The organism is uncultured Erythrobacter sp., assembly GCF_947502395.1.
Taxonomy (GTDB): Bacteria; Pseudomonadota; Alphaproteobacteria; order Sphingomonadales; family Sphingomonadaceae; genus Erythrobacter.
In genome coordinates this window covers 871,366-895,119 of sequence record NZ_CANMZM010000002.1, presented here as the reverse complement: position 1 = coordinate 895,119, position 23,754 = coordinate 871,366, and the positions used below count along the sequence as shown (strand labels likewise).

Genomic DNA, 23,754 nt, shown 5'->3' with positions numbered 1-23,754 from the left:
GCAAAACTGTTTTCCTACCGGGTGGCTGGCGCGCTAAACGCCACGTTATGTTGACCCGGCGCTTACCTTTCTTAACGCACAAATTCGGATCAACCGCGACACCGGCTTTTTGCCCTTTGGACAGTGTCTCAAGTGTCTCACGCCCCCTCTCAAAGACCTAGGTATTGCCCCCGCGACTCGTGGTTTAAGCTGGGTTTACGCTAAATTAACCTTTTCCGTTCAGAACTTGTGTGGTTAATAGAGAGCAACATCTCTTAGCGAGACGTTACGATGCACATCTCCCTCCACCAAAATGGGGCGCAATTAGGGGACCAGAAATGCGAGTGCTGTTGATTGAAGACGAGCCAACAACGGCAAAAGCCATTGAGCTTATGCTGACGACTGAAGGCTTTAATGTGTACTCCACCGATCTGGGCGAGGAAGGCCTCGATCTGGGTAAGCTGTATGATTACGATATCATCCTGCTCGACCTGAACTTGCCGGATATGCACGGCTATGATGTTCTTAAAAAGCTGCGCGTTGCCAAGGTGCAAACGCCGGTTCTGATCCTTTCCGGCATTGCCGAGATGGACAGCAAGATTCGGAGCTTCGGTTTTGGCGCAGACGATTACGTGACCAAGCCTTTCCACCGCGAAGAGTTGGTGGCGCGTATTCACGCTGTTGTGCGCCGTTCGAAAGGCCACAGCCAGTCGATCATCCGCACCGGCAAGCTTGCGGTTAACCTTGACGCGAAAACCGTCGAAGTCGACAGCGCCCGTGTGCACCTCACTGGTAAAGAATATGCGATGCTTGAGCTTCTCTCGCTTCGCAAAGGCACGACCCTTACCAAAGAGATGTTCCTCAACCACCTTTATGGCGGGATGGACGAGCCAGAGCTCAAAATCATCGACGTCTTCATCTGCAAGCTGCGCAAGAAGCTAAGCCATGCATGCGGCGGTGAGAACTACATCGAAACAGTCTGGGGCCGCGGCTATGTGCTGCGCGATCCGCAGGAAGAAGTTGAAGCCGCGTAAGCTTCTAATCCCATCAGTTCAGCGAGAAACGCCCGGTAGCCCAAGTGGTCGCCGGGCGTTTTGCTTTCCTACAGCCCTACTCGTGCTCTACCAGCTTGGCGTAATCGCTTCCTGAGGGTTCTTGGAACAGGCTCAAGTGGAATTCGGGCACGATCGCGATCAGGTGATCGAAGATGTCGGACTGAATGCCCTCATAGGTGTTCCAGTCGGTCGTATCGGTGAAGCAATAGATCTCAATCGGTAGCCCTTGCGCGCCGGGAGGAAGCTGGCGCACCAGCAGCGTGAAGTTCTCGCTGATTCGGGGATGCCACTTGATGTAAGCCGCGATGTAGGCCCGCAGAGTACCGATATTGGTCATGCGCCGCGCGTTAACCGGAGCATCGTCTTGGCCAAGCTCGTGTCTGTTCCACTCGTCCAGCTCTTCGCGGCGCTGCGCCAAATAGGGTTTCAGGATTTTGAATTTCTTGAGGTCCAGCACCTCTTCATCGGAAAGGAAACGCACTGAATTTTGGTCGATTTGCAGCGAACGCTTAATCCGGCGGCCTCCACTCTCGCTCATCCCGCGCCAATTGCGGAAACTGTCTGAGACCAAGCGATGGGTGGGAATGGTGGTGATGGTCTTGTCGAAATTCTGCACCTTCACCGTGTGGAGCGAGATGTCGATGACATCACCATCCGCGTTCATGCCCGGCATCTCAATCCAATCGCCTACACGCAGCATGTCGTTGGTGGTGAGTTGAACGCTCGCCACAAGGCTGAGGATCGTGTCTTTGAACACCAACAGCAGGACCGCTGTGATCGCGCCTAGGCCGCTCAGAAGAAGAAGGGGAGACTCATTAATCAGGATCGAGATCAGGATGATCGCTGCGCCGCACAGGACAACGATCTTGACCACCTGCAGATAGCCTTTGATCGGTCGATTGCGGGACTGGGGAAGCCGCTCGTAAAGTTCATTGAAGTAAGTGAGCGCCTTGACGACCCCCATTGCAATGGAGAGCACGATCAAAGCTTGCGTGACATTCGCAGTGATCGTGACCGCCATCGGAGGAAGGCCCGGCACAAGACCGATACCATTCGAGATGATCAGAAGCGGCGCAACCGTTGCGAACCAGGTGGCCGATGAGTCGATCGTCTTGGTTTGGCCGTCCAGATAAGGGGCAGCCAACCGCAGGATCACATCCTTCAGAATGTAGTTGACCGCGAGCGACGCAATTAAGAGCCCCGCCACACCGATAATACTCTGCGCCCAGATGGGCTGCGCTTCGAAGAGGGCCAAAAGCTGTTCCATTAGGTCGCGATATAGGAAGAGGCCCCCTAGCCTCAAGGCGGCGACGCATGATTGTTGGGGGTGGACAAGCCCTAACCTCCCCGACTAGCGAGCGCGCCATGAGCGCATATAAAGAAGGCGATCCCACCACTCTCAGTCGGCTGTACGGCCGCAGCATCGGCAAACCCCTGCGCGCCAAGCAGCAGCGCTTGGTCGACGATCTGCTACAACAGATCGCTGTGCCGGAAGAAAGCCCAGTCACGGCCGAGCGTCTTTTTGGGGAAGATTGCCCGCTGCATTTCGAAATTGGTTTCGGCGGCGGAGAGCATCTCGCCTACCGCGCTGACCTCTTGCCCAATCACGGCTTTATTGGCGCTGAGCCCTATCTCAATGGTGTCGCACAGGCGCTTTCACATGTGGAAGAGCAGAAGCTTTCAAACGTACGGCTCCACCATGGCGATGCGCTCGAAGTGCTCTCCCGCGTGCCCGATGGCTCGCTCTTGATGGTGTATCTCCTCCACCCGGACCCATGGCCCAAGAATAAGCATGCGAAGCGCAGAATGATGAACGATGGCCCGGTCCAGATGATCGCGGACAAGCTTAAACCTGGCGGTGAATTTCGGTTCGGAACCGATCACCCGATCTATGTTCGTCATGCTCTGATGGTGATGCAGCGCTTCACCGATGAATTCGAATGGGTGGTTGAGGGCCCCAAGAGCTGGCAAGATCGCCCGTCAGGCTGGTGCGAAACCCGCTACGAGACAAAAGCGCGCACCGTTTTTGGCCATGAAGTTTGGTACTTCCGATTTAGACGGAAGGGCTAAGCCAACGCTTCTAACAGCGCCTGAGTATCGTCATCATTGTTGTAGAGATGCGGGGTCACACGGAGCGATTGGCCGCGAACGGAGGCGAAAACCGATTTTTCCGCCAGCCTCTCTGTCAGACCGTCAATCCGGTCTTTGGTGAGGTCCAGCGACAAGAAATGCGGCGCTCTAATGCCGACAGGAGCCGAACCAAGGCCAATTTGGTCGGCCGCCTCGGCGATTTTGGTCGTCTTTTCAGCCAGCGTGGCAACGATGCTGTCCACCCCAAATGTAAGGAGAAACTCAAACCCCGCACACGCCCCTTCGAGCAAGGGCGGGTTAGACTTCTCGCCCATATCGAACCGCCGAGCACCCGTTTGATATTCATCCTGATAGTCGACTAACCGTGAGAAATCCTGCGCGCCCTGCCGGTTGATCCAGTTGTGCTCGATCGGTTCACCATTCTGATGTTGCGGGGCGACATACATGACCCCGATGCCGTAAGGCCCCATCAACCATTTGTAGCAAGCCGCCACGGCGAAATCCGGCTGCACCCTGGCAAAATCGATAGGCATCGCGCCCAATGACTGGGTGAGATCAAGGACCAGCGCGGCACCTTGAGCGCGGCAGGCCTCGCCTACGGCTTCAAGGTCAACAACGCGCCCGTCGGCCCAATGACAATGCGGTACGGCCACAATCGCCGTATCAGGTCCAATCGCGTTGAGCACCGAAGCCGTCCAATCATCGCCAGAATCTCGCCGTGCTGATACGATCCGCCCTTGATGCCGCTGGGCCAACTTGCGCCAAACGTAGACATTCGAAGGGAATTGATCCGCGAGCGTGACGATTTCCTGGCCAGGCTGGAACGGCAAATTCCGCGCAGCCGTCGCAAGCGCGTAGCTAACCGAAGGCACAATCGCGAGGTTCTCACTACTGGTGCCGGTCAGGCTGCCAGCGAGCCCTCTGAACCGCTCACAAACGCTGAAAAAGTCGGGCGGCGTAAAGTTCCAAGGCTGAGCCTTGTGCTGGACAGCGCGCTCCATCGCCCCAAGCACATCGTGCGATAACGGCGCCATATAGGCGCAGTTCAGATAGTGAATATCCGGTGGAATCGAGAAACGATCCCTCTGGCAGGAGATCACAACAACCCTAGCCCACAACACCTGCGCTCGCGAGTACAGCCAACGTCAACACATCCGGAGCTGCAGCCGTCATTGGCGCAATCTGCACCGGCTTCTCCATGCCCAGAAGCATCGGGCCAACGGTGGTGTTAGCGCCCAGTTCGCGCAGCAGCTTCGCCGACAGATTGGCCGATTGCAAACCAGGCATCACCAGCACATTTGCGGGCGCTGAGAGGCGGCTAAACGGATAGAGCTTCATCACCGCCGGGTTGAGCGCTGCATCGGGCGCCATTTCGCCCTCATACTCAAAGTCGCATCCTTCCTCATCGAGAATAGCCACCGCCTCACGAATGTTGGCAAGCCACTGACCCGACGGATTGCCGAATGTCGAGTATGAAAGGAACGCGACCCGCGGCTCATGACCCATGCGACGCGCCACCGCCGCTGTTTCCCGAGCGATGTACGCAAGCTCGCTTGCGCTGGGACGTTCGTTGATGGTGGTATCGGCCAAGAAGGTCGTATGGTTCTTGCCGATCATCATATGGATGCCGAATGGAAGTGCATCTTCCTTCTTATCGAGAACGAGGTTCACTTCACGCATCGTTTGCGCATAGGTGCGAGTAAGGCCCGAAATCACGCCATCGGCATGACCAAGCGCCACCAGAAGCGCGGAAAAGACGTTCCGCTCTTGATTGACCATTCGGCGAACATCGCGCTGGGTGTAACCGCGGCGTTGGAGACGACAGTAAAGGTATTCAACCATCGCGGGCACATGCTTGCTGTCCGCCGAGTTCTGGATTTCAAAGCTCCCGGGATCAGAAACTGAGAGTTGATGGAGCTTGTCCATCACCGCCTTTGTCCGGCCAACCAGGATTGGTGTGCCATAGCCAAAGTCGCGGAACTGGATAGCAGCGCGCAGCACCACTTCCTCTTCGGCTTCGGCAAAGACCATCCGTTTTGGGTTTGCTCGCGCTTCGTTGTAAACACCGGTGAGCACCGAAGTCGTAGGATTCAGACGCGATTTTAGCTGGTGTTTATAGGCATCAAAGTCATCAATAGTGGTCTGAGCCACTCCAGAATCCATCGCTGCCTTCGCTACGGCTGAAGACACGACTTCGATTAGGCGCGGATCAAAAGGCGCAGGGATTATGTAGTCAGTACCAAACTTCTGGTTCTTGCCGTAAGCGCTCGCCACTTCTTCGGGCACTTGCTGACGCGCCAGCTCTGCAATTGCGGTGGCAGCGGCGACCTTCATCTCTTCATTGATAGAGGTCGCCTGGACATCCAATGCGCCGCGGAAAATGAAGGGGAACCCAAGCACATTATTGACTTGGTTGGGAAAGTCACTGCGCCCCGTGGCGATAATTGCATCTGGGCGAACAGCCTTCGCCTCATCTGGCATGATTTCCGGCGTTGGGTTCGCCATGGCGAAAATGATCGGGTTTTTGGCCATCTTGGTCACCCATTCAGGCTTAAGCGCCCCAGCGGCCGAAAGCCCTAAGAAGATATCAGCGCCCTCGAGAGCATCTTCTAGGCTTGTTGCATCTGTAGCCACAGCATGAGCGCTCTTCCACTGATCAACGTTCTCGCGGCCAATCGTAATAGGGCCCTTGCGATCACACATAATCACATTTTCATGCGGCACGCCCATGGACTTGACCAAAGCTGTGCACGCAATCGCCGCGGATCCAGCGCCGTTTACGACAACCTTAACGTCTTTGATGTCTCGATCGGTAAGATAGCAAGCGTTGAGCAGGCCAGCTGCGGTGATGATTGCCGTCCCGTGCTGATCATCGTGCATGATTGGAATGTTCATGCGTTCCCGCAGAGCGGCTTCGATGATGAAGCATTCTGGCGCCTTGATATCTTCAAGATTTATGCCGCCAAAGGTCGGCTCCATCAGAGCAACCGCTTCGATGAAAGCTTGTGGGTCTTCGGTCGCAAGCTCGATATCGATCGAATCCACATCGGCAAAGCGTTTGAACAAAACCGCCTTACCTTCCATCACCGGCTTGGAAGCCAGCGCACCCAAATTGCCAAGGCCGAGAATGGCAGACCCATTCGAAATCACCGCAACCAGATTGGCTTTAGCTGTATAGCGCGCGGCCAAGGATGGGTCGGCTGCAATCGCTTCCACGGGCACGGCCACGCCAGGCGAATAAGCAAGCGACAGATCGCGCTGGGAGGTCATCGGCTTGGTCGCGACGATCTCAAGTTTCCCTGGCCGAATAGTCTCGTGGTAAAAAAGCGCCTCGCGGCTGGTAAAGCCGCCTTTCGGTTCGTCTGCCATGCTGTACCCCCTCAAATCATCGTCAATTGCACCATCGTCCAGTGCCTTAGCCCGCGTTTCGGTTTGATGATAGTGGGCGAATGCACATTGGATAAGTGCACAGCAGCCCTTCCCGAATCGCAAGGCCTCTCGCTAGGCCCTTGTGATGGCCGCTTCCAACAAGCCCACTCCCATGATGGAGCAATATCTCGCTCTCAAACGCGAAGCGGAAGGATCGTTGCTTTTCTATCGCATGGGCGACTTTTTCGAGCTGTTTTTTGACGATGCCAAAGTGGCCTCTGACATTCTCGATATCGCTCTGACATCACGCGGAGAGCATGGCGGCGAACCGGTGGCGATGTGCGGTGTCCCCGTGCATTCGGCAGAAGGGTATTTGGCAAGACTCATCAAGGCGGGCCAGCGGGTCGCAATCGCCGAACAGATCGAGACGCCGGATGAGGCCAAAGCGCGCGCCAAGCGCGAGGGCAGGCCTGCCTCCAAAGCATTGGTTGCCCGCGATATAGTGCGCTTTGTCACTGCAGGAACTTTGACAGAAGAGGCATTGCTGGAACCCCGCCGATCCAATTTGTTGGTTGCGATTTGCGAGGTGCGCGGAACCATTGGTCTTGCAGCATGTGACATCTCAACCGGCAGCATGGTGCTCGAGGAATGTGCGCCAGACCTCCTCGGGGCAATATTGGCGCGGTTGGGTGCAAGCGAAGTCGTAGTGCCTGAAGGATGGGAGCATGGCCCCGAAGGTGCGGTGGAACAGGCGCGCGCCACCTTCGCCAGCGATGACGGGGCGGAACGACTCAAATCCCTGCACGGCGTTTCGACACTTGACGGTTTCGGCGAGTTTTCGCGCGCGATGCTAGCCGCCGCCGGGGGATTGGTCGCCTATCTTTCCCACGTTGGACGGGGTGAGTTGCCATTTCTGCTTCCACCCACTGCGCGCGAACAGGCGCTGCGCATGGCGATGGATGAGGCAACGCGCACGAGCCTTGAGATCCTTGAAGCCTCGAATGGACGTCGCGCGGGCAGCCTTGTGGCCACGCTCGACCGATGCTCGACCGGCGCTGGATCGCGCTTACTTGCCGAGGACCTTGCCGCTCCACTTCTGCATCAAGAGACGATCGAGAAGCGACTTGCACTGGTGCAGTTTTGGCTTGATCGGCCGATTGAACGGGCAAATCTGCGAGATGCTCTTAGAGCACTCCCAGATTTCGGTCGAGCACTGGGCAGAATTGTGGCGGGACGTGGATCTCCCCGAGATCTGGGCCAAGTGCGCGATGGGCTTGGGGAAGCAGCAAACATTTATCACTGGCTTATGGGGGAAGGCGACCGCCCTGCTCTGCTGGATATGCTTTTACCAGAACTCACCGGAAACGGCGCTCTCACCGATCAGTTATCGCGCGCGCTTGTTGCTTCGCCTCCAACAGAACGGAGCAACGGCGGCTTCATAGCGGAAGGCTACGACGCAAGCCTTGATGAACTGCGCGAAATGTCAGGCAATGCCAGGCGCGCAATTGCCGCAATGGAAACGCGATACCGTGCGGAGACGGGCATCGCCTCTTTGAAGATCAAGCACAATGGCGTTCTGGGTTACTTCATCGAAGTGCCCAGCCGCCATGCGGATAGCTTGATGGCACCCGACAGCGGGTTCACCCATCGCCAAACCATGAAAGGCGCGGTGCGATTCAATTCGCTAACGCTTCACGAAGAAGCCTCACGCGTTTCGGAAGCAGGTGGGCGGGCGCTCGCTGCGGAAGAGGCGCATTTCGAAGAGCTGACGCAGATCGTAGGCAACGCACGCGAGCAGATCGCTGCCACAGCTGCCGCACTTGGCAGGATTGACGTGGCCGCTGGCAACGCTGAACGCGCGAGCGAGGGCGATTGGTGCAAGCCTGTCATTTCGCCAAATGGAGGGCTCTCCATCATTGGTGGAAGGCATCCGGTGGTCGAAGCGGCTCTTGCCAAAACGGGTGAGCGTTTTGTCGCCAATGACTGCAAGCTCCACTCAGACGACCGGCTTTGGCTGATTGGCGGCCCCAATATGGGTGGTAAATCGACCTTCTTGCGTCAGAATGCTCTGATTGCTCTGATGGCACAGGCAGGCTCTTTCGTCCCAGCAACCGAAGCTCATGTCGGGCTGGTCGACCGTCTTTTCAGCCGAGTTGGCGCGTCAGACAACCTCGCCAAAGGTCGCTCAACCTTTATGGTCGAAATGGTTGAAACCGCCGCAATTCTTGCGCAGGCGACCCCCAACAGCCTGGTGATCCTGGACGAAGTCGGGCGTGGTACGTCAACCTATGACGGATTGGCGCTGGCCTGGGCCGTTGCCGAAGCCGTGCATTCCAGAATCGAATGCCGCTGCCTTTTCGCCACGCACTATCATGAGCTTTCACGGCTTGCAGAAACCTGTGATCAACTTTCGCTTCATCATGTCCGCGCGCGTGAATGGAAGGGCGATCTGGTGCTCTTGCATGAGCTCGCCGAGGGGCCCGCTGATCGATCTTACGGACTGGCTGTTGCCAAATTGGCCGGCGTGCCCAGCACAGTGATTGAGCGCGCGGGCCAAGTGCTCGAAAAGCTGGAAGCGGCGCGCAATGAGACAGGCGGCCTTGCAGCAGGTCTTGGCGAATTGCCGCTTTTTGCCGCTGCAGTGCGGCCCCCTCCAGTCGAAACGCCTGAGGCAGTCTTGGCCAATCGCCTGCGCGACGCTGACCTTGATGCGCTTTCGCCGCGAGATGCACTCGATCTGCTATACGAGCTCAAAAGGGCGCTTGATTAACTTTGGTTCATTGAGGGGCCAAACCAATCCTTAACCCTCTTTTGGCATACGCGTGAGCATGGCTAATTCGCTTTTTGAGAATCCGAAGATTGCCCTCGGCTTTGCCGGTGTAGTCGTTGCTGTCGCGCTGGTTGCAAGCGTCGCTCTTGACGGGCTGGTGCCAAGTGAGCCGGTTGCCGAGCAAACCGCTGAGGCTGAGACACCGTTGCAAACACAAGCCACTCCTGCGGCGAGCCCTGCCGCTGGCTGGGCCAGTGATTCTGGCACAACGAGTGACTGGGGCGCGCCACGCTCTTCTTCGCAGGCCGGATTTGCCGAGGCGCCGGACGACATCAGCGAAGTACCCGTTGATGACTATCGCCCGGTTCAAACGGCATCCAGAGCTAGAGCCCGCCAGGCGGGTTCCCCAACGATCACCACAAGGGCTGCCCCCGGCGCACCAGAAGTCGCGCCACCACGCAGTGGTCAATCGGCTCAAATTGAGGAGGTCGGAAATTAGCCAGCTTTCACCCTGACTCCGCAAGTTAGCGTGTAGGGACCGGCGCCTCGCCAGTGTAGTCGTAAAAACCACGGCCAGTTTTGCGGCCCAGCCATCCAGCCTCAACATATTTCACCAGCAAGGGCGCAGGGCGATATTTGCTGTCACGCGTGGTCCTGTAGAGCACGTTGATAATATCTAGGCAGGTATCCAGCCCAACAAAGTCCGCCAATTGAAGCGGGCCCATGGGATGATTGAGACCAAGGCGACATCCTTTGTCGATATCTTCAATCCCTGCGGTCGATTGGCCCAGCACAAACACCGCTTCGTTGATCATCGGCAGGAGGATGCGATTGACGACAAAACCGGGCTCATCCTGACTAAGAACCACCTCTTTGCCGAGACCCTTCGCGAACTCAGTGACACTGTCTGTCGTGCTCTTCGCTGTTGCAAGGCCCGGGATCACTTCGATCAGTCCCATGACAGGCACCGGATTGAAGAAGTGCAGGCCGATAAAGCGCGCTGGATCGGGCGAGTGGTTCGCCATCCGGGTGATCGGGATCGAGCTGGTGTTCGAGGCAAAGATCGCATCATCGGCCAAGACTTTGCCAGCGGCCTCAAAAATCGCATTCTTGATCTCTTCGCGCTCGGTTGCCGCCTCAATGATGAGATCGGCCTCTTCCATTGGTGAATAGTCCCCAATAGGCGTGATCCGGTCAAGCAAAGCTTCGGCTGCACCAACGTCTATCTTTCCGCGACCCACCAGCTTGGATACCGCCTTGTCGATCTTGCCCTTGCCTGCCTCAGCGGTGGCCAGATCAACGTCGGACAACATCACTCGCATGCCATGCGCGGCGACGGTTTGAGCAATGCCGGTGCCCATTTGCCCGGCTCCGATAACAGCGATTTTCTGCATGGCACAATTTCCCTTCGCAAGTGCAGCGAAAGCGCTCCTAGCGGGGTTGTCGACGAATGACTAGCGGTTCGCGCCAGGAACCCACTTTACGTCTGCTTTTCCGTTATCGTTGAGCACGCGCGCCAATACGAAAAGGAAATCAGAAAGACGATTGATATAGGCAAGCGCCGCTGGATTGATCGCGGTCTCACTCGCGACCTCTGTCATCGCACGCTCAGCAGCGCGCGCCGAAGCACGCGCAACATGGACGCGCGCCGCAGCTTCGCTGCCACCAGGCAAGACAAAACTGTTCAGGGGCTCCAGGTCATCGTTGAGCACGTCAATCTTTGCCTCAAGCCATTTTGCCTGGCTGGCGACTATTCGCAGAGCCATTTCCTTGGGGGTAAAATCCTCATCCTCGGCAGGCGTGGCGATGTCGGCTCCCAGATCGAACAGATCATTCTGAATGCGAGTCAGCGCCACGCGGTGGCGGTCATCGTCAATCGCGCAAATCGCTAAACCGATCGCCGAATTGGCCTCATCGACCAAGCCAATGGCTGCAATACGCGCTGAATGCTTCTCAGCCCGCGACCCATCGACAAGACCCGTTGTCCCGTCATCGCCCGTGCGCGTGTAAATCTTGGTGAGCTTGACCAACGCCCGGGGCCTTTAGCTGCCGCCGCTTGCCAACAAGGCAATCACTGCAACCACGCCAATCGCCATCGCCTGGTACTTGATCCGGGAAAACATCGCCTTGTTCTGCATCATTTGCATTTCGGTAACTGTCTCCGCCTCACCGGTTTCAAGATCGACCTTGGTCGTCTTCAGAAAGGCAATAATCCCGCGCACGAGCGAGACAACCACAAGGATACACAGGATGATGAGTAGGGGGATGAGGACATAGTTCATGTAGGACTAAATGGTCGCATTGGCTTCAAGTTCCAAGCGTGAAATTTTGCAAGCGCAGTTGCTCGGCAAGCACTGCTCCTTCCTCGCCCATTCTTCTTCGGTCTGAGAGCGAAGGGGAACCCTTTCGTTTTGCAAGCTTTTCCCCGTTCTCGTCGAGCAAAAGTCGATGGTGATGCCAACGAGGAACGGGCAGATCCAGTAGTGCTTGCAAAACACGGTGGATGTGGCTCGCGGCGAACAAATCGAGGCCGCGAGTCACAAGGGTGACCCCGTCCCGTGCGTCGTCGAGAGTTACGGCGAGATGATAGCTTGCGGGCAAATCCTTGCGCACCAGAACCACATCGCCAAACGGGCGGGGGTCGGCCTTAATCTCACCCGCTATGTCGTCGATCCAGAGCAACTCGCCCACTTCCTCCATTGCACGGTCGATATCCAGCCGAAGCGCTGCTCCCTCCATCCCTTCGCCCGCAAATTGCCCCCGGCTCGACGCTGGGTATTTCAATCCATCTGCACCCCTTCGCGGTGGAAGTCCGGAAAGCTCCTTTCGCGTTAGGCAGCATAGGTAGGCGAGACCTCGCTCCAACAGCTCTTCGGCCGCAGCTGCATAATGATCCAGCCGAGTGGACTGTGCAGGGACCTCATCCCATTCAAGCCCAAGCCACTCCAGATCGCGTCGAAACTCATCGGCAAACTCCGGTTTTGATCGCGGACCATCGATGTCCTCAATCCGCAATAGGAAGCGCCCACCTGCTTCGCGCGCCAAATCATGCGCCACAATTGCTGAGTAGGCATGGCCCAGGTGCAACGGTCCGTTGGGGCTGGGCGCGAAACGAGTGATAGGCGGCAAATCGCTCATGTAAGAGCCATGCCACAGGAGTTATCCTCGCGCTATTCACAAGCTACCCACAGGCTGCACCTGTGGATACCCACAGGGTTATGCCTTTGACTCTTTGACCAGTCACGTCATGTTCCGTGTCAATCAGCAAAGGAATTGCGAACCCATGTTCAAAGCCGAACTGATAGAACAGGCCGCGCGCTACCGCAGTGTAGAGGACGACGCATCAAGCCACTTGTCTGCTTGTCCTGCGCTTGTGCTCAATGCCGATTACACGCCTCTGTCCTACTATCCGTTGAGCCTGTGGCCCTGGCAGACCGCGATCAAGGCGGTGTTCCTAGACCGGGTTGACATCGTCGCAAGTTATGACCGCGAAGTGCACTCACCCAGTCTCGACATGAAAATCCCGAGCGTTATCGCGCTTCGCCAATATGTGAAGCAGAGCGAGTTTCCTGCTTTTACCCGCTTCAACGTGTTCCTGCGCGACAAGTTTGAATGCCAATATTGCGGCTCCAAAGAGACACTGACATTCGACCACGTTATCCCGCGCCGCCTTGGTGGTAAGACAACGTGGGAGAACATCATAACAGCTTGTGGCTCGTGCAATATGAAGAAGGGCGGACGTACACCCAAACAAGCGGCCATGCCCGTGCAGATGAAGCCTATCCGCCCCACCAGCTGGCAATTGCAGCAGCAGGGCAAGATGTTCCCGCCCAATTACCTGCATGAAACATGGCGCGACTGGCTGTATTGGGACATTGAGCTGCAGGCCTAGGGGCGGCCCTCGACGGAGGGCGTTTTCATTTTCCCTCTGCAATACAATATGCGGCGCATACAGCTCATGGAAGCGGGCACAAGAATACAGGCTGGAGAGTGTGCTTCAGCCCTCAATCACCTTTGTCTCGGGGTGGTGCTTGTCGAGGTGTTTCTTGATGATCCGCAGGTTCTTGGTGTTGGAACGGTAAAGGAAATCCGCCGCATCGCCAACGACCGGAACAAGGCCCAGAAGTGTGTCAAATGCGACATTTGCACCCATGCGGGTCAGTTGAAACTTCGATAAGCCGAGGTTGCGCGCTTCCCAAACAATGTAAGCACCAAGAGCGGTGGTCACGATATCGCCAATGACCGGGATAAGGCCAATGATTGCATCAAGCCCGATCGGCATATTCAAGCCAGGCACACGGAAACTGCGTTCAAGCAACAATTCAACCGCTTCCACCCTTGCACGAACAGAATGGGGATCACTTCCGGTAGGAAGAGCAAAGCTCAATCCTTCGGGCTGATCCGCACCCGCCCGATCATGAGTTGTGCGACGTGTTAGAATGGGTGGCTGATTGCCTGAAGATGTCATTTTGCGCTCCTACACGCCCTAGGTGGTGGGTTCAGCGAGCGCGGGCAAGGGGTGAAGGCCCCACGGGTTGGCCTGATACCCATCCAACGACCCGCGTACCAAAGACCAGCGAACCGGCACTCCAAACGGGATAAACACCTCGGCCTCTGTCAAAACCTGGTGAGCTTCAAATAGCAGAGCCTGCTTGGCCGCTGGATCACGAAGCGCAAGGGACTCGCGGACCAAAGCATCGGCTTCCTCAGAGCATAGCCCGATTTCGATCGTGCAATTCAGCTGATTCAAGAACCATCGCGGGGAGGAGTAGCGCGCCAATCGATCTCGCAGTTCAAGATCTCCGCCCTCGCCAAGACCGACCCGCTCGGCACGAACACCAATCGCCTGCCAATCGCGTGCGAGAGAAGTGAAAAGAAGATCTCCCCCGGGCCCTTTCGGCAGCCCAACGCGCACGACGGGCTCATCTCCGCTTTGGGCTGTCCAAGCCGCAATCCGCTGACTGGCGATACGCTGCCGATCTTCGAATGTGAGACTCGACCAACGATTGTCCGGATATGCAGGCGGGCCAAACAGGTCTGCTGGAACAATCCACGTGGCAGAGACCCAACCACCAAGCCCAAAGGGTTGAATCAAGGCCTCTCGGTCGATTGCCATAGACAACCCCTCGCGCCGCTCAGGAGCGGCAAGCAACCCCGCCTCGCTACGCACGATTAGGCCGAACAACCCTAATGCTGGGTCAACCTGAACCGCGCCGCGTGACAAGGGACCAAGCTCAATCATTGGAAAATCGTCAATTGAACCGTTTAGGAGGAGATCCAATTCGCCGCGCGCAAATGCGTCAATCGCCTGACGCGCTGACAGATTTTGCAGAGCCACATCGCGGATTAGCTCTTGCCAACCCTCTCGCGCTGGCAAGCCTCGATTTTCAGGCGGCAGCATACTCAGCAGCGCGATAGAGCGATCCTCTTCAAGCTCCACTGCCATGGGACCTATTCCATCTCCGCGCAAAGCAAGACCCATTTCAGGCTGGGCAAGCAATCGCAGGAATTCAGGCATTGGCCCGGAAAGCCGAAGCTCGATCACTCGGCCCGTCATTGCCCGCACCTCGACCACTTTGGCAAGGTCGAGACCAAGCGAGGTGCCTTCTAGCTGGCGGATTTTCTCTTGCAGCAAAAGGCGGATCTGCGCGGCCGTGATCGGTTCTTCATCAGGCCAGCTGGAATTGCGCAGCCGAAAAATATAACTCATCGCGTCATCGGTCACGATCCAACGTTCGGCGATCGCTGGGACCACTTGCCCCGATTGGTCCAATGCGACCAGTCCTTCGTGCGACGCCGCACGGAGATGTTGTGCTCCGGGTGAGAGTCTTACGCCAGATGCGAAAAGTGAATCTTCCCCGCCAATGACCGCAATATCGACAGGCCCATTGTCAGTTGCAGGACCGCAAGCGAACAACAGAAACGCAAAAATAGAGGCGAAGCAGGCGCGAAACACACTTTCGAGCCTAGCACCGAATACGCTCAATAACAGTGCCTAGTCGCGCACTCAGGATCTAAAACGGGTCAGCATTCGGGAACGCGAAGGAGATCAGATTTTGCGCAGATTATCTGGGGAAGGAGGGGTGGACGGTGCGCGGTGCGCATAGGACAGTGATCCGCTACGTTCGGCCTCATCTCCGTCACTGCTTGATGGTGCGCGCGCAGACTGTGAATCGATCTCTTCGTCGAAGGCAATACCAAACCGTTGATCTTGGACCCATGCGACCGAACCCATGACTTTGCCAACAGTGCGCAGTTCGACTTCGACACGGTTGCCACGATTGATCTTGATCGTGCCCTCGCCCATCATGCCGCCATCCGACAGATTACGCACGCGCACACGATGCTGGTCGCTCTGTTTTTCAACGCGCACGTTGGCCAGCAGAAAGAGGCTATCGCGCGTTACACTTCTCGTCTCGACACCTGTCATTGTCGTTGCGTCTCCGACTTCAACCCGGGCCACTTTTTGACGTGGCTCAATTTCTCCAGAGCCCGGCTAGCGTCGCTCGCGCACCGGATTTCTGGAGAGTTAGGTACAAGTGCCCAGTTAAAGGCTCGTAAAATTTGGTACCGGTTTGGCGGCAAAACGATGGATCGTCCCAAACTGGTACAAGCCTGTGTCATCAATGGAATGCTCCCGCTGATGTCCGATCCCTTTAATCGTCGCGTGAGATTTTCTCGCGCCGCTCATGAGCCTCTTGAGCTTCAACGGTCATGGTCGCCACGGGACGCGCGATCAATCGCCTTAAGCCAATTGGATCACCCGTGACCTCACAGTAGCCATATTCGCCCTGTTCAATGCGTCTAAGGGCCGAATCAATCTTTGAGACCAGCTTGCGTTGACGATCACGCGTGCGCAGCTCGATGCCCCAGTCGGTTTCGCTTGACGCCCGATCATTGAGGTCGGGCTCACGGATCGGGCCGTTAGCCAGAGATTCCAGCGTTTGCCCTGCTTCACTGTGAATCGAACGCTTCCATTCGAGCAGCAGCATTTGAAAATATGCTTGCTGCTTTTCATTCATATACTTTTCGTCATCGCAAGGGATGTAGTCTTCCCCGAGCATGCTTTTGTTTTTTTCAATAATTGCAATTTCTTCTGACGCCGCCGCTGACATGTGGTCCTCTTATCCCAAACCCGTGTTGCGGACGGCCAGACATGTTGCGACCCCACTCGCATCACATACCCGGCAATCCCTTGCTGCGCGCCCTATAGGCTTGCGGTCAATGGGCCGCAAGCCAGATTACTGCGCAGTCCCACTTCAATCATCAAGACCGGCAAGATTGCATGGGTCTTGGGCTGAGAAGCGCACACTAGAACGCAAGAAATCTGAGCCTTGTTAACGAATTGTTGACCATGATCATTGAGGTCTGTCGTTGACCGGTCCGCAACGGGGGTTCGGACTAACAGAGAAGACGGGGTGTATGAAATGGAATGGAAATCAGTTCGTGAAATTGAAGCTGCGGCAGTAGCAAGCGGAGAAATCGATCTGGCTATTGCCGGATATCTTGCTGAAGCAGTCAGGGGCGATGTTGCTGCCCTCTTCGATCTTGGAGTCGCCTATTCAACCGGCTCCAATGGTGTTGAATGCGATCTTGTTGAAGCGCATAAATGGTTCAACCTTGCCGCTTCCAGGGGCCATGAAGACGCAGCTTTTTGCCGTTCGGATGTTTCGGATGAGATGACAGCTCGTGAGATTGCCGAAGCTCAACGCCGGGCTCGTCGCTGGCTTGCCGAAGAACGGCACGCAGCATAGTTCCTCTCGGAGATTCACCCTTTCTTGAAGGGTGTTCTTTGGCCTAGGAACATCTGGTCAGCTGCCACACCTTGGCGCTCGCGCTCCAAAAAATCGGCAACGGCTTCGCGAAAGCCTGAGTCTACCAGATAGTGTGCCGAATACGTCTGCACCGGTTCATAGCCCCTCGCCAATTTGTGCCCACCCTGCGCCCCTGCCTCAACGCGCGCCAAGCCGAGCTCAATCGCGATGTCGATCGCTTGATAATAGCAAAGCTCGAAATGCAAGAAGCGCACATCGCGTGTGCACCCCCAGTAGCGACCATAGATCGCATCCTTGCCGACGAAATTCAGCGCGCCTGCGACGGGCCCTCCGTCATCTGAAGCAAGAATAAGCACCATTTGGTCGCCCATGCGCTCTCCAAGCAAGGTGAAAGCCGCTCTCGTCAAATAGGGTGTTCCCCATTTGCGCGCACCGGTGTCTTGATAGAACACCCAAAAGGCATCCCAGTGCTCAGGCCTGATATCATCCCCTGAGAATCGCTCTATTCTAAGCCCCTGCTTCGCCGCGTCTCTTTCTTTGCGTAGGTTCTTGCGCTTGCGCGAAGCAAGACTGGAGAGAAAGCCCTCAAACCCATCGTAGTCGCGGTTGAGCCAATGAAACTGAATATCGCTGCGGATGAGCCAGTCTTCGGCCTCAAAGAGTTCAAGCTGCTCGGGCTCGACAAAGGTAGCATGGGCGGATGAAAGCCCATTTTGCGCGCATACCACCTCGGCACCTTTAAGCAGGTGCGGTGCATGCATCGGATCCGATAAGAGGAGGCGCGGCCCATTAGCAGGCGTAAAAGGCGCAGCGATCTGAAGCTTGGGGTAGTAATTGCGCCCCGCCCTTTGAAGCGCATCAGCCCAAGCGTGATCGAACACATATTCGCCTTGGCTGTGCCCCTTGGCATAGCTTGGTAGGGCTGCCAGCAATTGGCCATCAGCGTCGGTGATCACGATTGGCACCGGATCCCAGCCGGTACCTGAGCCCACGCTTCCAGAATCTTCGAGTGAGGTTAGAAATTCGTGAGATATAAATGGATTGCGATCTCCACCCAGCGCATTCCATTGCGCCGCGTCGAAATGTCCAACACTAGGGGCAATTCGGACCGTCAGTTCGCTTTCGCTCACGCCAGCCCTTCTCTCTCAGCGATAAGAGCATCGGCATGCTCCAACCCTCTGCTGCGCGCTTCTGGCGAGTTAACCGTCCACGTCAGAACCGGGAGTCCCTTGGCACGCAGTTCGGCCACCCATGGACTAGGCAGCGCAGCAATGTGGTAGGCGAGGAAGTCGGGATCAGCGTGCGCCAAAGCAGCTTCTTGTTCTTGAACGGTCTGTGTGTCGCCATGTTCGTCTTCGCGCATGACCAGGCCACAAGGCAACTGCGCAGCATTATGCCGAAACCACTGTGCCACGCGGGGATCGAAGCTCATAACTGCACAATCGCCAGAGTAGCTATCGAGTTCCCTCGCAACAATTTCGCACGTCACTTCAATGTCATAGCCCGGCTTCGACTTAAGCTCGATCAATAGCGGAACCGCGCCCGCAATCTCTTGCAAGAAAGCCGTCAAACTGGGCAAAGTGCTCTCGCTTTCAAAGAGCTTTTGCGCCTCCAATTCGGTCTGCGTGCGATCCTCCGTGAGGCCCGAAGACCCCGTGAGGCGATCAAGTTCCCAGTCGTGGAAAACCATCGGGAGACCATCTCGGCTGCGCTGGATATCGCATTCAATGCCCATTCCCGCATCGATTGCCGCCCGCGCTGCCTCAATCGAATTTTCGGGTATGCCAAGGGAATGCAACCCCCGATGGGCATACTCCCATTGGGTCAGCCAGTCAGGACATTGCCGATTGGTCATCGAATGGTCAGATCAGCTTGCTAGAGCCACAATTGCATCAACTTCAACGGCCGCACCAAGTGGCAAAGAAGGCGCGCTGACCGCGGCGCGAGCGTGACGGCCCGCGTCGCCAAAAACCTCAAGCATGAGATCCGATGCGCCATTGGCCACTTTGGGCTGAGCGGTGAATTCCGGGGTTGAATTGACGAAAGCGCCGAGCTTTACGACACGCTCAACGTTGTCCAATACGCCTGCATTCTTGAGCTGGGCCAAGATCATTAGGCCGCAAGCCCGCGCGGCATCCATTCCCTCGACAAGTTCGACATCGTCACCAAGTCGGCCCTTGACAAGAACGCCGTCAACAAATGGCAATTGCCCCGAAACATGCGCAAAACCGCCGGTGACAACGACCGGCACATAGCTTGCTACTGGCGCCGCCGCTTCTGGCAGAGTGATCCCAAGCTCGTTCAACCGATTTTCAATACTCATGCGTCTTATCCCTTCAATTGTTCGGTCAGCCACGGCAGGGCTTTAGCCCATTCGTCGATGCGGGCGTGGGCATGACCTGCCTCATGCGCACACGGAATGGCGTGGGCAATCATGGGCTCGCCGCAAAAATGGAGCCGCATAACATCTGGTGCGGTGTCTTTGACGGAGGCATGATGCTGGGCAAGATCATCGATAAAAAGCGCCTTGCTAGGCTGAAATTCTTCGATGATTCTGGCAAGCGCCGGACCTTTCGGTCCCTGATTGGTATAGACCTTGGCGTGGAGACCATGCACGGCCAGCTGCTCGGCGCGCTTGTCCCTTCTGAAATCGACCAAATTGGTCAGCACCACCAGATCAGCATGTTCAGTGACCGCATTGAGCGCATCGATCGCCCCCGCAATCGGCAGTTGGTTATCCATTTGGGTATCGAAAAACCCTCCAAGTTTCTTCCAAATGTCTTCCGGCGCCAAAAAATCGCCACTCTCGCGCCACCGCAACGCCTTACCGAAGTCGCCCCCAGACAGGTTGAAATCGACACCTTGGCTTTCTTCGAGCCAGACTTTGAAAGGCGCGACCATGTGCAAAATCACTTCGTCACAGTCGCTAATCACCAGGGGGCGGCTCATCAGATAAAAATCCTTCGTGTCGCAATCAATTCTTCAGGGGTTACAGCCAAAGCTTCGCTTGCGCGTATGAGATCGGGTTCATGGTTGGCAAGAAAATCAAGCACTGAGCCAAGAACCGCTGGGTTATCAAGACCGGTACGCAATGAATCGGGATCAAGACCTGTTAATTCAAGGTAACGGTCAGCCCTTTCGGTGTCCTGCAAGATCCATCCGAGTGCAGCAAGGGCCAGCGTCTTGGCGCGCCTCATGACTTCAGGTGTATCCGGGTCAGCCGTTGGATCGGGGATTGTGATGGTCTCTTTCCGCGATTAGGTGTTATGAAGGTTAATGATACGGGCGCATCTATGACAAAGCGAATTATGGTTGTTGAAGATAACGACCTCAACCGGAAATTGTTCTGCGATGTCTTGAAGGCCCAAGGCTATGAGGTCGACCCTATTGCCGACGGCAATGACGTTTTGGCAACGGCTCGCCAAACCTGCCCAGACTTGATCATTATGGACATCCAATTGCCTGGAATCTCAGGCGTCGATTTGATTGCGGCCGCCAAGGACGAAACTGCTCTCAAGGAGATTCCCGTACTTGCCGTCACTGCTTTTGCGGCCAAGGGCGATGAAGAGAGAATCCGCGAAGCGGGCGCTTCTGGTTACCTTTCAAAACCCGTTTCAATCATACCGTTCATGAATGCTGTCAAAGCGCTTTTGCCCGGTTAGAAAACCAGATTTTCGTACGCGAAGACGATCCAGGTCACGAATACGCCCCAAACAAATGTGCGATAGGCGTAATTTAGATACTTGTATTTCTTACCTGCTAGGACCTGACCGCCTTGATGAACATCGGTGAGCATCGTGCGGAAAAGCGTTTCGTCGGTCTCGAGCTTGTCGAGCATATCGTCGATCCATTCATCGGTCTCCAACGCCACATAATGGCCGAAAAACAAGTAGTTGAAGTACTTCTTGTCTTCAGGTGCCTTAGGTACCGACGGAATGACTGAGAGGACAGCGAAAAGTGAAGACACAAAAGCGGTTGCGGCAAGTGTAAGCACGGCCCAAGTCGCACCGCCTCCAAACAGATTGGTGATCGACATCGAGAACACCACAAAGGTCGCACCAATCAAGATTGATGCCTTGTTGTCGGCCATAGAGGAAAGCGACAATGTCTGGGTTTGCGCAGTACGCACCAGATGGATCGAATGGTTGGAGAATTTGCGTTCTTTCGTGACCACATCCGCCTCGCTGGCACTCTCATCACCAGCCGTTTTCTGACCACTCATTGGCGCAACAGTATCAGCCTTTGCTTGTGCCACGATCTTTCCCCCCCCATAACACTGCCAAATCGATCTGCCACTAAGGCGAGAGCTTGACAAGTTTGCCTCGGCTCAGCTTTTGCAGACGAAACGTATCGCGTCGCTGGTGACGCGTCAGGTAGAAAGTACTCTTTGTCATGACCGAAGCCGAAGTCGATGAACGCATCCGCGCCCTCATTGAACCCTTCAACAAGAAGGGTGTGTCAATCGAAACCGCGACAACTTTTGCAAATGATCTCGAATTTGACAGCCTTACTGTGATGGATTTCGTAGCTGAGATTGAAGACGAGTTTGACATCATCATAAGCATGAACCAGCAGGCCGAGATCGAGAATTACGGTCAGCTGGTGAGTGCCGTGCACAAGCTACAAGATAGCTGATAAGAGCCCTTCCTATGACCGATACTGCAACCAAAACCGCGGCGCCGAAAGGCGATCTGTTTTCCAAGTTTGATGGTACGATCCAACTGCGGGAGACCCTCCTGGCAACCGGCGTTGAGGATCCATACAATCTTGTGATGGAGAAGGTGCTTTCTCCAACACGGGCCATCTGCAATGGCCGCGATACTATCTTGCTCGGAACATACAATTATATGGGCATGACTTTCGATCCGGACGTGCTTGATGCAGGAAAGGATGCCCTCAATGATTACGGTTCAGGCACCACAGGAAGCCGAGTGCTCAATGGAACCTATCAGGGCCATAAAGAATGCGAAGATGCGCTCAAAGAATTCTATGCGATGGACCATGCTATGGTCTTTTCGACTGGCTATCAGGCCAATCTAGGGATCATCTCCACCATTGCTGGCAAAGGCGACTATGTCATACTCGACATCGACAGCCATGCCTCAATCTATGATGGCTGCGCGATGGGCAAGGCGGAGATAGTTCCGTTCCGCCACAATGATATCGAAGCATTGGAAAAGCGCCTGCGCCGTTTGCCGGAAGAAGCGGGGAAGCTCGTTGTGCTTGAGGGTGTCTACTCGATGCTTGGCGATGTCGCACCCCTGAAAGAAATGATCGCCATCGCCAAGAAGTATGGTGCCATGGTTCTCGTCGACGAAGCACACTCGATGGGGTTCATAGGCGAGAACGGACGCGGCGTATGTGAAGAACAGGGCGTTATCGATGACGTCGATTTCATCGTCGGTACTTTTTCCAAAAGTGTTGGGACCGTTGGGGGCTTCTGCGTTTCCAATCACCCGAAGTTCGACATCATGCGTCTGGTGTGCCGCCCGTATGTCTTCACTGCGAGTCTGCCCCCAAGCGTCGTTGCGACTGCGGCGACCTCAATCCGCAAACTGATCCACGGAGCAAACAAGCGCGCGCATTTGTGGGAGAATTCGAAAACACTTCACAAAGGTCTGAAGGAGCTGGGCTTCAAGCTAGGGACCGAAGAGCCTGAAAGCGCAATTATCGCTGTAATCATGCCCGACTTGGAAAATGGCGCGATGATGTGGGAAGCGCTTTTGAAGGAAGGCCTCTATGTCAATCTTGCGCGGCCGCCGGCAACGCCTGCGGGCATGACCCTGCTTCGCTGCTCGCTTTGTGCCGAGCATACGGCGGAAGAAGTGCAAACAATCCTGGCGATGTTCGAGCGATCCGGGAAGGCTATCGGCATCATACCCTGATAGCCCAGCGTGCGCCGTACCATGTTATGTCAAGTGACGGGCATTTCCGGAGCGGTTTCACAGCTGTTTGCCTCGCCGGCTTCATTGCCGTCACCACCAAGCTGCGTGATTGCGAAGAAACCGCCCAGGACGAGTAGCACGAAGACAGTGGTAACCGTACCAAGATACTGATCGATGATACGCTTGATTGGCGCACCGAAAAGCTGAAACAAGGTTCCAACGGTGACAAAAATCAACGCACGACCGGCAAGAGACGCGAGGATAAACGGGACGAGATCCATCTGAAGCGCACCCGCAGTGATGGTGAGCAGCTTGAAAGGAACCGGGGTGGCAGCCGCTATCGTCACCGCATACACGCCATATTCGTTGAACGTGCATTGCGCAGCTGGAACGCTATCGATCAGGCCAATTGCGGTGAGCAATGGCACGCCAACTGCCTCGTAAAGCGCATAGCCGATCGCATAACCAAACAACCCACCAAACACAGATGCGACCGTGGCGATAATTGCAAATCGGATCGCCTTGTTGGGCTCAGCCAGACACATCAGGCCGAGCAAAGGATGCGGCGGAATCGGAAAAAAGCTTGATTCGATGAAGCTAAAGAAAGCCAGCCACCACACCGCATAAGGATGCGCTGCTTTGTCCATGGTCCAATTGTATAGTGCGCGCAGCCAAGACACTCAGCGATATTCCTCTGGATCTTCCCTCGCTGCGATCGCGAGGCCCGTCATTTTCGCGCCCTATGCCAGTCGCCAATCCCATGCAATTGATAAATAGTAACCCATTTGGTTATTTTGCTTGACATCGTGACGCTATATGGTACTAATTGA

General features: G+C 55.8%; 27 protein-coding genes. 9 read left to right on the top strand and 18 right to left on the bottom strand.

Annotated features, from left to right (window positions below; all coding sequences use genetic code 11):
* The first annotated feature begins 317 nt into the window (after nt 1-317).
* The gene (gene ctrA / locus Q0778_RS10690) at nt 318-1,013 is read left to right on the top strand and encodes a response regulator transcription factor CtrA (RefSeq protein ID WP_298305869.1); all 696 of its coding nucleotides are present in this window, start codon (nt 318-320) and stop codon (nt 1,011-1,013) included.
* A 76-nt stretch (nt 1,014-1,089) separates the two neighbouring features.
* On the opposite strand, the gene Q0778_RS10685 is transcribed toward ctrA, so the two are convergent.
* Nucleotides 1,090-2,301 carry a mechanosensitive ion channel family protein gene (locus Q0778_RS10685; RefSeq protein ID WP_298305872.1) on the bottom strand — a complete coding sequence of 404 codons (1,212 nt, stop codon included), beginning with the start codon at nt 2,299-2,301 and terminating at the stop codon, nt 1,090-1,092.
* A gap of 98 nt (nt 2,302-2,399) precedes the next feature.
* Here Q0778_RS10685 and Q0778_RS10680 point away from each other — a divergent pair, with 98 nt between their 5' ends.
* On the top strand, nt 2,400-3,104 hold the full coding sequence (locus Q0778_RS10680) for a tRNA (guanine(46)-N(7))-methyltransferase TrmB (protein ID WP_298335934.1): 705 nt from the start codon (nt 2,400-2,402) through the stop codon (nt 3,102-3,104).
* Here the strand turns inward: Q0778_RS10680 and Q0778_RS10675 are convergent.
* Both Q0778_RS10675 and Q0778_RS10670 read right to left on the bottom strand, forming a co-directional pair.
* Complete coding sequence (locus Q0778_RS10675) at nt 3,101-4,159, bottom strand: aminotransferase class V-fold PLP-dependent enzyme (RefSeq protein WP_298335932.1); 1,059 nt, start codon at nt 4,157-4,159, stop codon at nt 3,101-3,103. The two genes, Q0778_RS10680 and Q0778_RS10675, sit on opposite strands and share 4 nt — an antisense overlap.
* Nucleotides 4,160-4,232: 73 nt before the next feature.
* Nucleotides 4,233-6,494 carry an NADP-dependent malic enzyme gene (locus tag Q0778_RS10670; protein ID WP_298335930.1) on the bottom strand — a complete coding sequence of 754 codons (2,262 nt, stop codon included), beginning with the start codon at nt 6,492-6,494 and terminating at the stop codon, nt 4,233-4,235.
* Between the two features lie 145 nt (nt 6,495-6,639).
* Between Q0778_RS10670 and mutS the strand changes: the two genes are divergently transcribed.
* A complete protein-coding gene (gene mutS / locus Q0778_RS10665) occupies nt 6,640-9,264 on the top strand; it encodes a DNA mismatch repair protein MutS (RefSeq protein ID WP_298335928.1) in 2,625 nt (874 codons plus the stop codon).
* A 58-nt stretch (nt 9,265-9,322) separates the two neighbouring features.
* Nucleotides 9,323-9,763 carry a hypothetical protein gene (locus Q0778_RS10660; RefSeq protein ID WP_298305887.1) on the top strand — a complete coding sequence of 147 codons (441 nt, stop codon included), beginning with the start codon at nt 9,323-9,325 and terminating at the stop codon, nt 9,761-9,763.
* A gap of 25 nt (nt 9,764-9,788) precedes the next feature.
* Here the strand turns inward: Q0778_RS10660 and Q0778_RS10655 are convergent, their stop codons facing one another.
* The 4 genes from Q0778_RS10655 to gluQRS are packed head-to-tail and all read right to left on the bottom strand — an operon-like array spanning nt 9,789 to nt 12,402.
* Nucleotides 9,789-10,658, bottom strand: a complete 870-nt coding sequence (locus Q0778_RS10655) for a 3-hydroxyacyl-CoA dehydrogenase NAD-binding domain-containing protein (protein WP_298305892.1) — start codon at nt 10,656-10,658, stop codon at nt 9,789-9,791.
* 60 nt (nt 10,659-10,718) lie between these two features.
* Entirely contained in the window at nt 10,719-11,294 is a 576-nt protein-coding gene (locus Q0778_RS10650; protein WP_298305895.1) for a cob(I)yrinic acid a,c-diamide adenosyltransferase, read from the bottom strand.
* A 12-nt stretch (nt 11,295-11,306) separates the two neighbouring features.
* The gene (locus Q0778_RS10645; protein ID WP_298305898.1) at nt 11,307-11,546 is read right to left on the bottom strand and encodes an HIG1 domain-containing protein; all 240 of its coding nucleotides are present in this window, start codon (nt 11,544-11,546) and stop codon (nt 11,307-11,309) included.
* A gap of 25 nt (nt 11,547-11,571) precedes the next feature.
* On the bottom strand, nt 11,572-12,402 hold the full coding sequence (gene gluQRS / locus Q0778_RS10640; protein ID WP_298335926.1) for a tRNA glutamyl-Q(34) synthetase GluQRS: 831 nt from the start codon (nt 12,400-12,402) through the stop codon (nt 11,572-11,574).
* 145 nt (nt 12,403-12,547) lie between these two features.
* Between gluQRS and Q0778_RS10635 the strand changes: the two genes are divergently transcribed.
* Entirely contained in the window at nt 12,548-13,156 is a 609-nt protein-coding gene (locus tag Q0778_RS10635; RefSeq protein ID WP_298305905.1) for an HNH endonuclease, read from the top strand.
* A 105-nt stretch (nt 13,157-13,261) separates the two neighbouring features.
* Here the strand turns inward: Q0778_RS10635 and Q0778_RS10630 are convergent, their stop codons facing one another.
* The 4 genes from Q0778_RS10630 to dksA all read right to left on the bottom strand — a co-directional run bounded on the left by Q0778_RS10630 (nt 13,262) and on the right by dksA (nt 16,379).
* Nucleotides 13,262-13,732, bottom strand: coding sequence for a DUF4112 domain-containing protein (locus tag Q0778_RS10630; RefSeq protein WP_298305909.1), 471 nt, complete (start codon nt 13,730-13,732; stop codon nt 13,262-13,264).
* Nucleotides 13,733-13,750: 18 nt separating this feature from the next.
* Nucleotides 13,751-15,181: a peptide ABC transporter substrate-binding protein gene (locus Q0778_RS10625; RefSeq protein WP_298335924.1), complete on the bottom strand. Its 1,431-nt coding sequence runs from the start codon at nt 15,179-15,181 to the stop codon at nt 13,751-13,753.
* A 132-nt stretch (nt 15,182-15,313) separates the two neighbouring features.
* Nucleotides 15,314-15,727: a PilZ domain-containing protein gene (locus Q0778_RS10620; protein WP_298335922.1), complete on the bottom strand. Its 414-nt coding sequence runs from the start codon at nt 15,725-15,727 to the stop codon at nt 15,314-15,316.
* Between the two features lie 193 nt (nt 15,728-15,920).
* The gene (dksA, locus tag Q0778_RS10615) at nt 15,921-16,379 is read right to left on the bottom strand and encodes an RNA polymerase-binding protein DksA (protein ID WP_298305918.1); all 459 of its coding nucleotides are present in this window, start codon (nt 16,377-16,379) and stop codon (nt 15,921-15,923) included.
* Nucleotides 16,380-16,691: 312 nt separating this feature from the next.
* Between dksA and Q0778_RS10610 the strand changes: the two genes are divergently transcribed.
* Entirely contained in the window at nt 16,692-17,018 is a 327-nt protein-coding gene (locus Q0778_RS10610) for a hypothetical protein (RefSeq protein WP_298305921.1), read from the top strand.
* A gap of 14 nt (nt 17,019-17,032) precedes the next feature.
* Here the strand turns inward: Q0778_RS10610 and Q0778_RS10605 are convergent, their stop codons facing one another.
* Genes Q0778_RS10605 through Q0778_RS10585 form a run of 5 tightly spaced genes read right to left on the bottom strand, consistent with a single transcriptional unit; the run spans nt 17,033 to nt 20,236 of the window.
* The gene (locus Q0778_RS10605) at nt 17,033-18,169 is read right to left on the bottom strand and encodes a GNAT family N-acetyltransferase (RefSeq protein WP_298335920.1); all 1,137 of its coding nucleotides are present in this window, start codon (nt 18,167-18,169) and stop codon (nt 17,033-17,035) included.
* Nucleotides 18,166-18,894 (bottom strand): glycerophosphodiester phosphodiesterase family protein, encoded by a 729-nt coding sequence (locus tag Q0778_RS10600; RefSeq protein ID WP_298305926.1) that lies wholly within the window; start codon nt 18,892-18,894, stop codon nt 18,166-18,168. Before Q0778_RS10600 ends, Q0778_RS10605 begins: the two co-directional genes overlap by 4 nt.
* A gap of 12 nt (nt 18,895-18,906) precedes the next feature.
* Nucleotides 18,907-19,362 (bottom strand): RidA family protein, encoded by a 456-nt coding sequence (locus Q0778_RS10595; protein WP_298305928.1) that lies wholly within the window; start codon nt 19,360-19,362, stop codon nt 18,907-18,909.
* 5 nt (nt 19,363-19,367) lie between these two features.
* Nucleotides 19,368-19,988 (bottom strand): HAD family hydrolase, encoded by a 621-nt coding sequence (locus Q0778_RS10590; RefSeq protein WP_298305931.1) that lies wholly within the window; start codon nt 19,986-19,988, stop codon nt 19,368-19,370.
* Nucleotides 19,988-20,236, bottom strand: coding sequence for a DUF3572 domain-containing protein (locus tag Q0778_RS10585; protein ID WP_298335918.1), 249 nt, complete (start codon nt 20,234-20,236; stop codon nt 19,988-19,990). Before Q0778_RS10585 ends, Q0778_RS10590 begins: the two co-directional genes overlap by 1 nt.
* A 96-nt stretch (nt 20,237-20,332) precedes the next feature.
* Here Q0778_RS10585 and Q0778_RS10580 point away from each other — a divergent pair, with 96 nt between their 5' ends.
* Nucleotides 20,333-20,701 (top strand): response regulator, encoded by a 369-nt coding sequence (locus Q0778_RS10580; protein ID WP_298335915.1) that lies wholly within the window; start codon nt 20,333-20,335, stop codon nt 20,699-20,701.
* Here the strand turns inward: Q0778_RS10580 and Q0778_RS10575 are convergent.
* Entirely contained in the window at nt 20,698-21,294 is a 597-nt protein-coding gene (locus Q0778_RS10575) for a Pycsar system effector family protein (protein ID WP_298305940.1), read from the bottom strand. The two genes, Q0778_RS10580 and Q0778_RS10575, sit on opposite strands and share 4 nt — an antisense overlap.
* A 137-nt stretch (nt 21,295-21,431) precedes the next feature.
* Here Q0778_RS10575 and Q0778_RS10570 point away from each other — a divergent pair, with 137 nt between their 5' ends.
* Together Q0778_RS10570 and Q0778_RS10565 are read left to right on the top strand one after the other, a co-directional pair.
* Entirely contained in the window at nt 21,432-21,674 is a 243-nt protein-coding gene (locus Q0778_RS10570; protein WP_298305943.1) for an acyl carrier protein, read from the top strand.
* 14 nt (nt 21,675-21,688) lie between these two features.
* The gene (locus Q0778_RS10565) at nt 21,689-22,924 is read left to right on the top strand and encodes an aminotransferase class I/II-fold pyridoxal phosphate-dependent enzyme (RefSeq protein WP_298305946.1); all 1,236 of its coding nucleotides are present in this window, start codon (nt 21,689-21,691) and stop codon (nt 22,922-22,924) included.
* A 29-nt stretch (nt 22,925-22,953) separates the two neighbouring features.
* On the opposite strand, the gene Q0778_RS10560 is transcribed toward Q0778_RS10565, so the two are convergent.
* On the bottom strand, nt 22,954-23,571 hold the full coding sequence (locus Q0778_RS10560) for a VTT domain-containing protein (protein WP_298336168.1): 618 nt from the start codon (nt 23,569-23,571) through the stop codon (nt 22,954-22,956).
* Nucleotides 23,572-23,754: the final 183 nt, after the last annotated feature.

Bases quoted from the DNA above. Each gene is read 5' to 3' on its own strand.
- Q0778_RS10680 (WP_298335934.1), top strand. From the start codon at position 2,400: ATGAGCGCATATAAAGAAGGCGATCCCACCACTCTCAGTCGGCTGTAC.
- ctrA (WP_298305869.1), top strand. From the start codon at position 318: ATGCGAGTGCTGTTGATTGAAGACGAGCCAACAACGGCAAAAGCCATT.
- Q0778_RS10590 (WP_298305931.1), bottom strand. From the start codon at position 19,988: ATGAGCCGCCCCCTGGTGATTAGCGACTGTGACGAAGTGATTTTGCAC.
- Q0778_RS10630 (WP_298305909.1), bottom strand. From the start codon at position 13,732: ATGACATCTTCAGGCAATCAGCCACCCATTCTAACACGTCGCACAACT.
- gluQRS (WP_298335926.1), bottom strand. From the start codon at position 12,402: ATGAGCGATTTGCCGCCTATCACTCGTTTCGCGCCCAGCCCCAACGGA.
- Q0778_RS10645 (WP_298305898.1), bottom strand. From the start codon at position 11,546: ATGAACTATGTCCTCATCCCCCTACTCATCATCCTGTGTATCCTTGTG.
- mutS (WP_298335928.1), top strand. From the start codon at position 6,640: ATGGCCGCTTCCAACAAGCCCACTCCCATGATGGAGCAATATCTCGCT.
- Q0778_RS10580 (WP_298335915.1), top strand. From the start codon at position 20,333: ATGACAAAGCGAATTATGGTTGTTGAAGATAACGACCTCAACCGGAAA.
- Q0778_RS10635 (WP_298305905.1), top strand. From the start codon at position 12,548: ATGTTCAAAGCCGAACTGATAGAACAGGCCGCGCGCTACCGCAGTGTA.
- Q0778_RS10560 (WP_298336168.1), bottom strand. From the start codon at position 23,571: ATGGACAAAGCAGCGCATCCTTATGCGGTGTGGTGGCTGGCTTTCTTT.
- Q0778_RS10600 (WP_298305926.1), bottom strand. From the start codon at position 18,894: ATGACCAATCGGCAATGTCCTGACTGGCTGACCCAATGGGAGTATGCC.
- Q0778_RS10595 (WP_298305928.1), bottom strand. From the start codon at position 19,362: ATGAGTATTGAAAATCGGTTGAACGAGCTTGGGATCACTCTGCCAGAA.
- Q0778_RS10660 (WP_298305887.1), top strand. From the start codon at position 9,323: ATGGCTAATTCGCTTTTTGAGAATCCGAAGATTGCCCTCGGCTTTGCC.
- Q0778_RS10565 (WP_298305946.1), top strand. From the start codon at position 21,689: ATGACCGATACTGCAACCAAAACCGCGGCGCCGAAAGGCGATCTGTTT.
- Q0778_RS10585 (WP_298335918.1), bottom strand. From the start codon at position 20,236: ATGAGGCGCGCCAAGACGCTGGCCCTTGCTGCACTCGGATGGATCTTG.
- Q0778_RS10685 (WP_298305872.1), bottom strand. From the start codon at position 2,301: ATGGAACAGCTTTTGGCCCTCTTCGAAGCGCAGCCCATCTGGGCGCAG.
- Q0778_RS10670 (WP_298335930.1), bottom strand. From the start codon at position 6,494: ATGGCAGACGAACCGAAAGGCGGCTTTACCAGCCGCGAGGCGCTTTTT.
- Q0778_RS10675 (WP_298335932.1), bottom strand. From the start codon at position 4,159: ATGGCGCCGTTATCGCACGATGTGCTTGGGGCGATGGAGCGCGCTGTC.
- dksA (WP_298305918.1), bottom strand. From the start codon at position 16,379: ATGTCAGCGGCGGCGTCAGAAGAAATTGCAATTATTGAAAAAAACAAA.
- Q0778_RS10570 (WP_298305943.1), top strand. From the start codon at position 21,432: ATGACCGAAGCCGAAGTCGATGAACGCATCCGCGCCCTCATTGAACCC.
- Q0778_RS10610 (WP_298305921.1), top strand. From the start codon at position 16,692: ATGGAATGGAAATCAGTTCGTGAAATTGAAGCTGCGGCAGTAGCAAGC.
- Q0778_RS10655 (WP_298305892.1), bottom strand. From the start codon at position 10,658: ATGCAGAAAATCGCTGTTATCGGAGCCGGGCAAATGGGCACCGGCATT.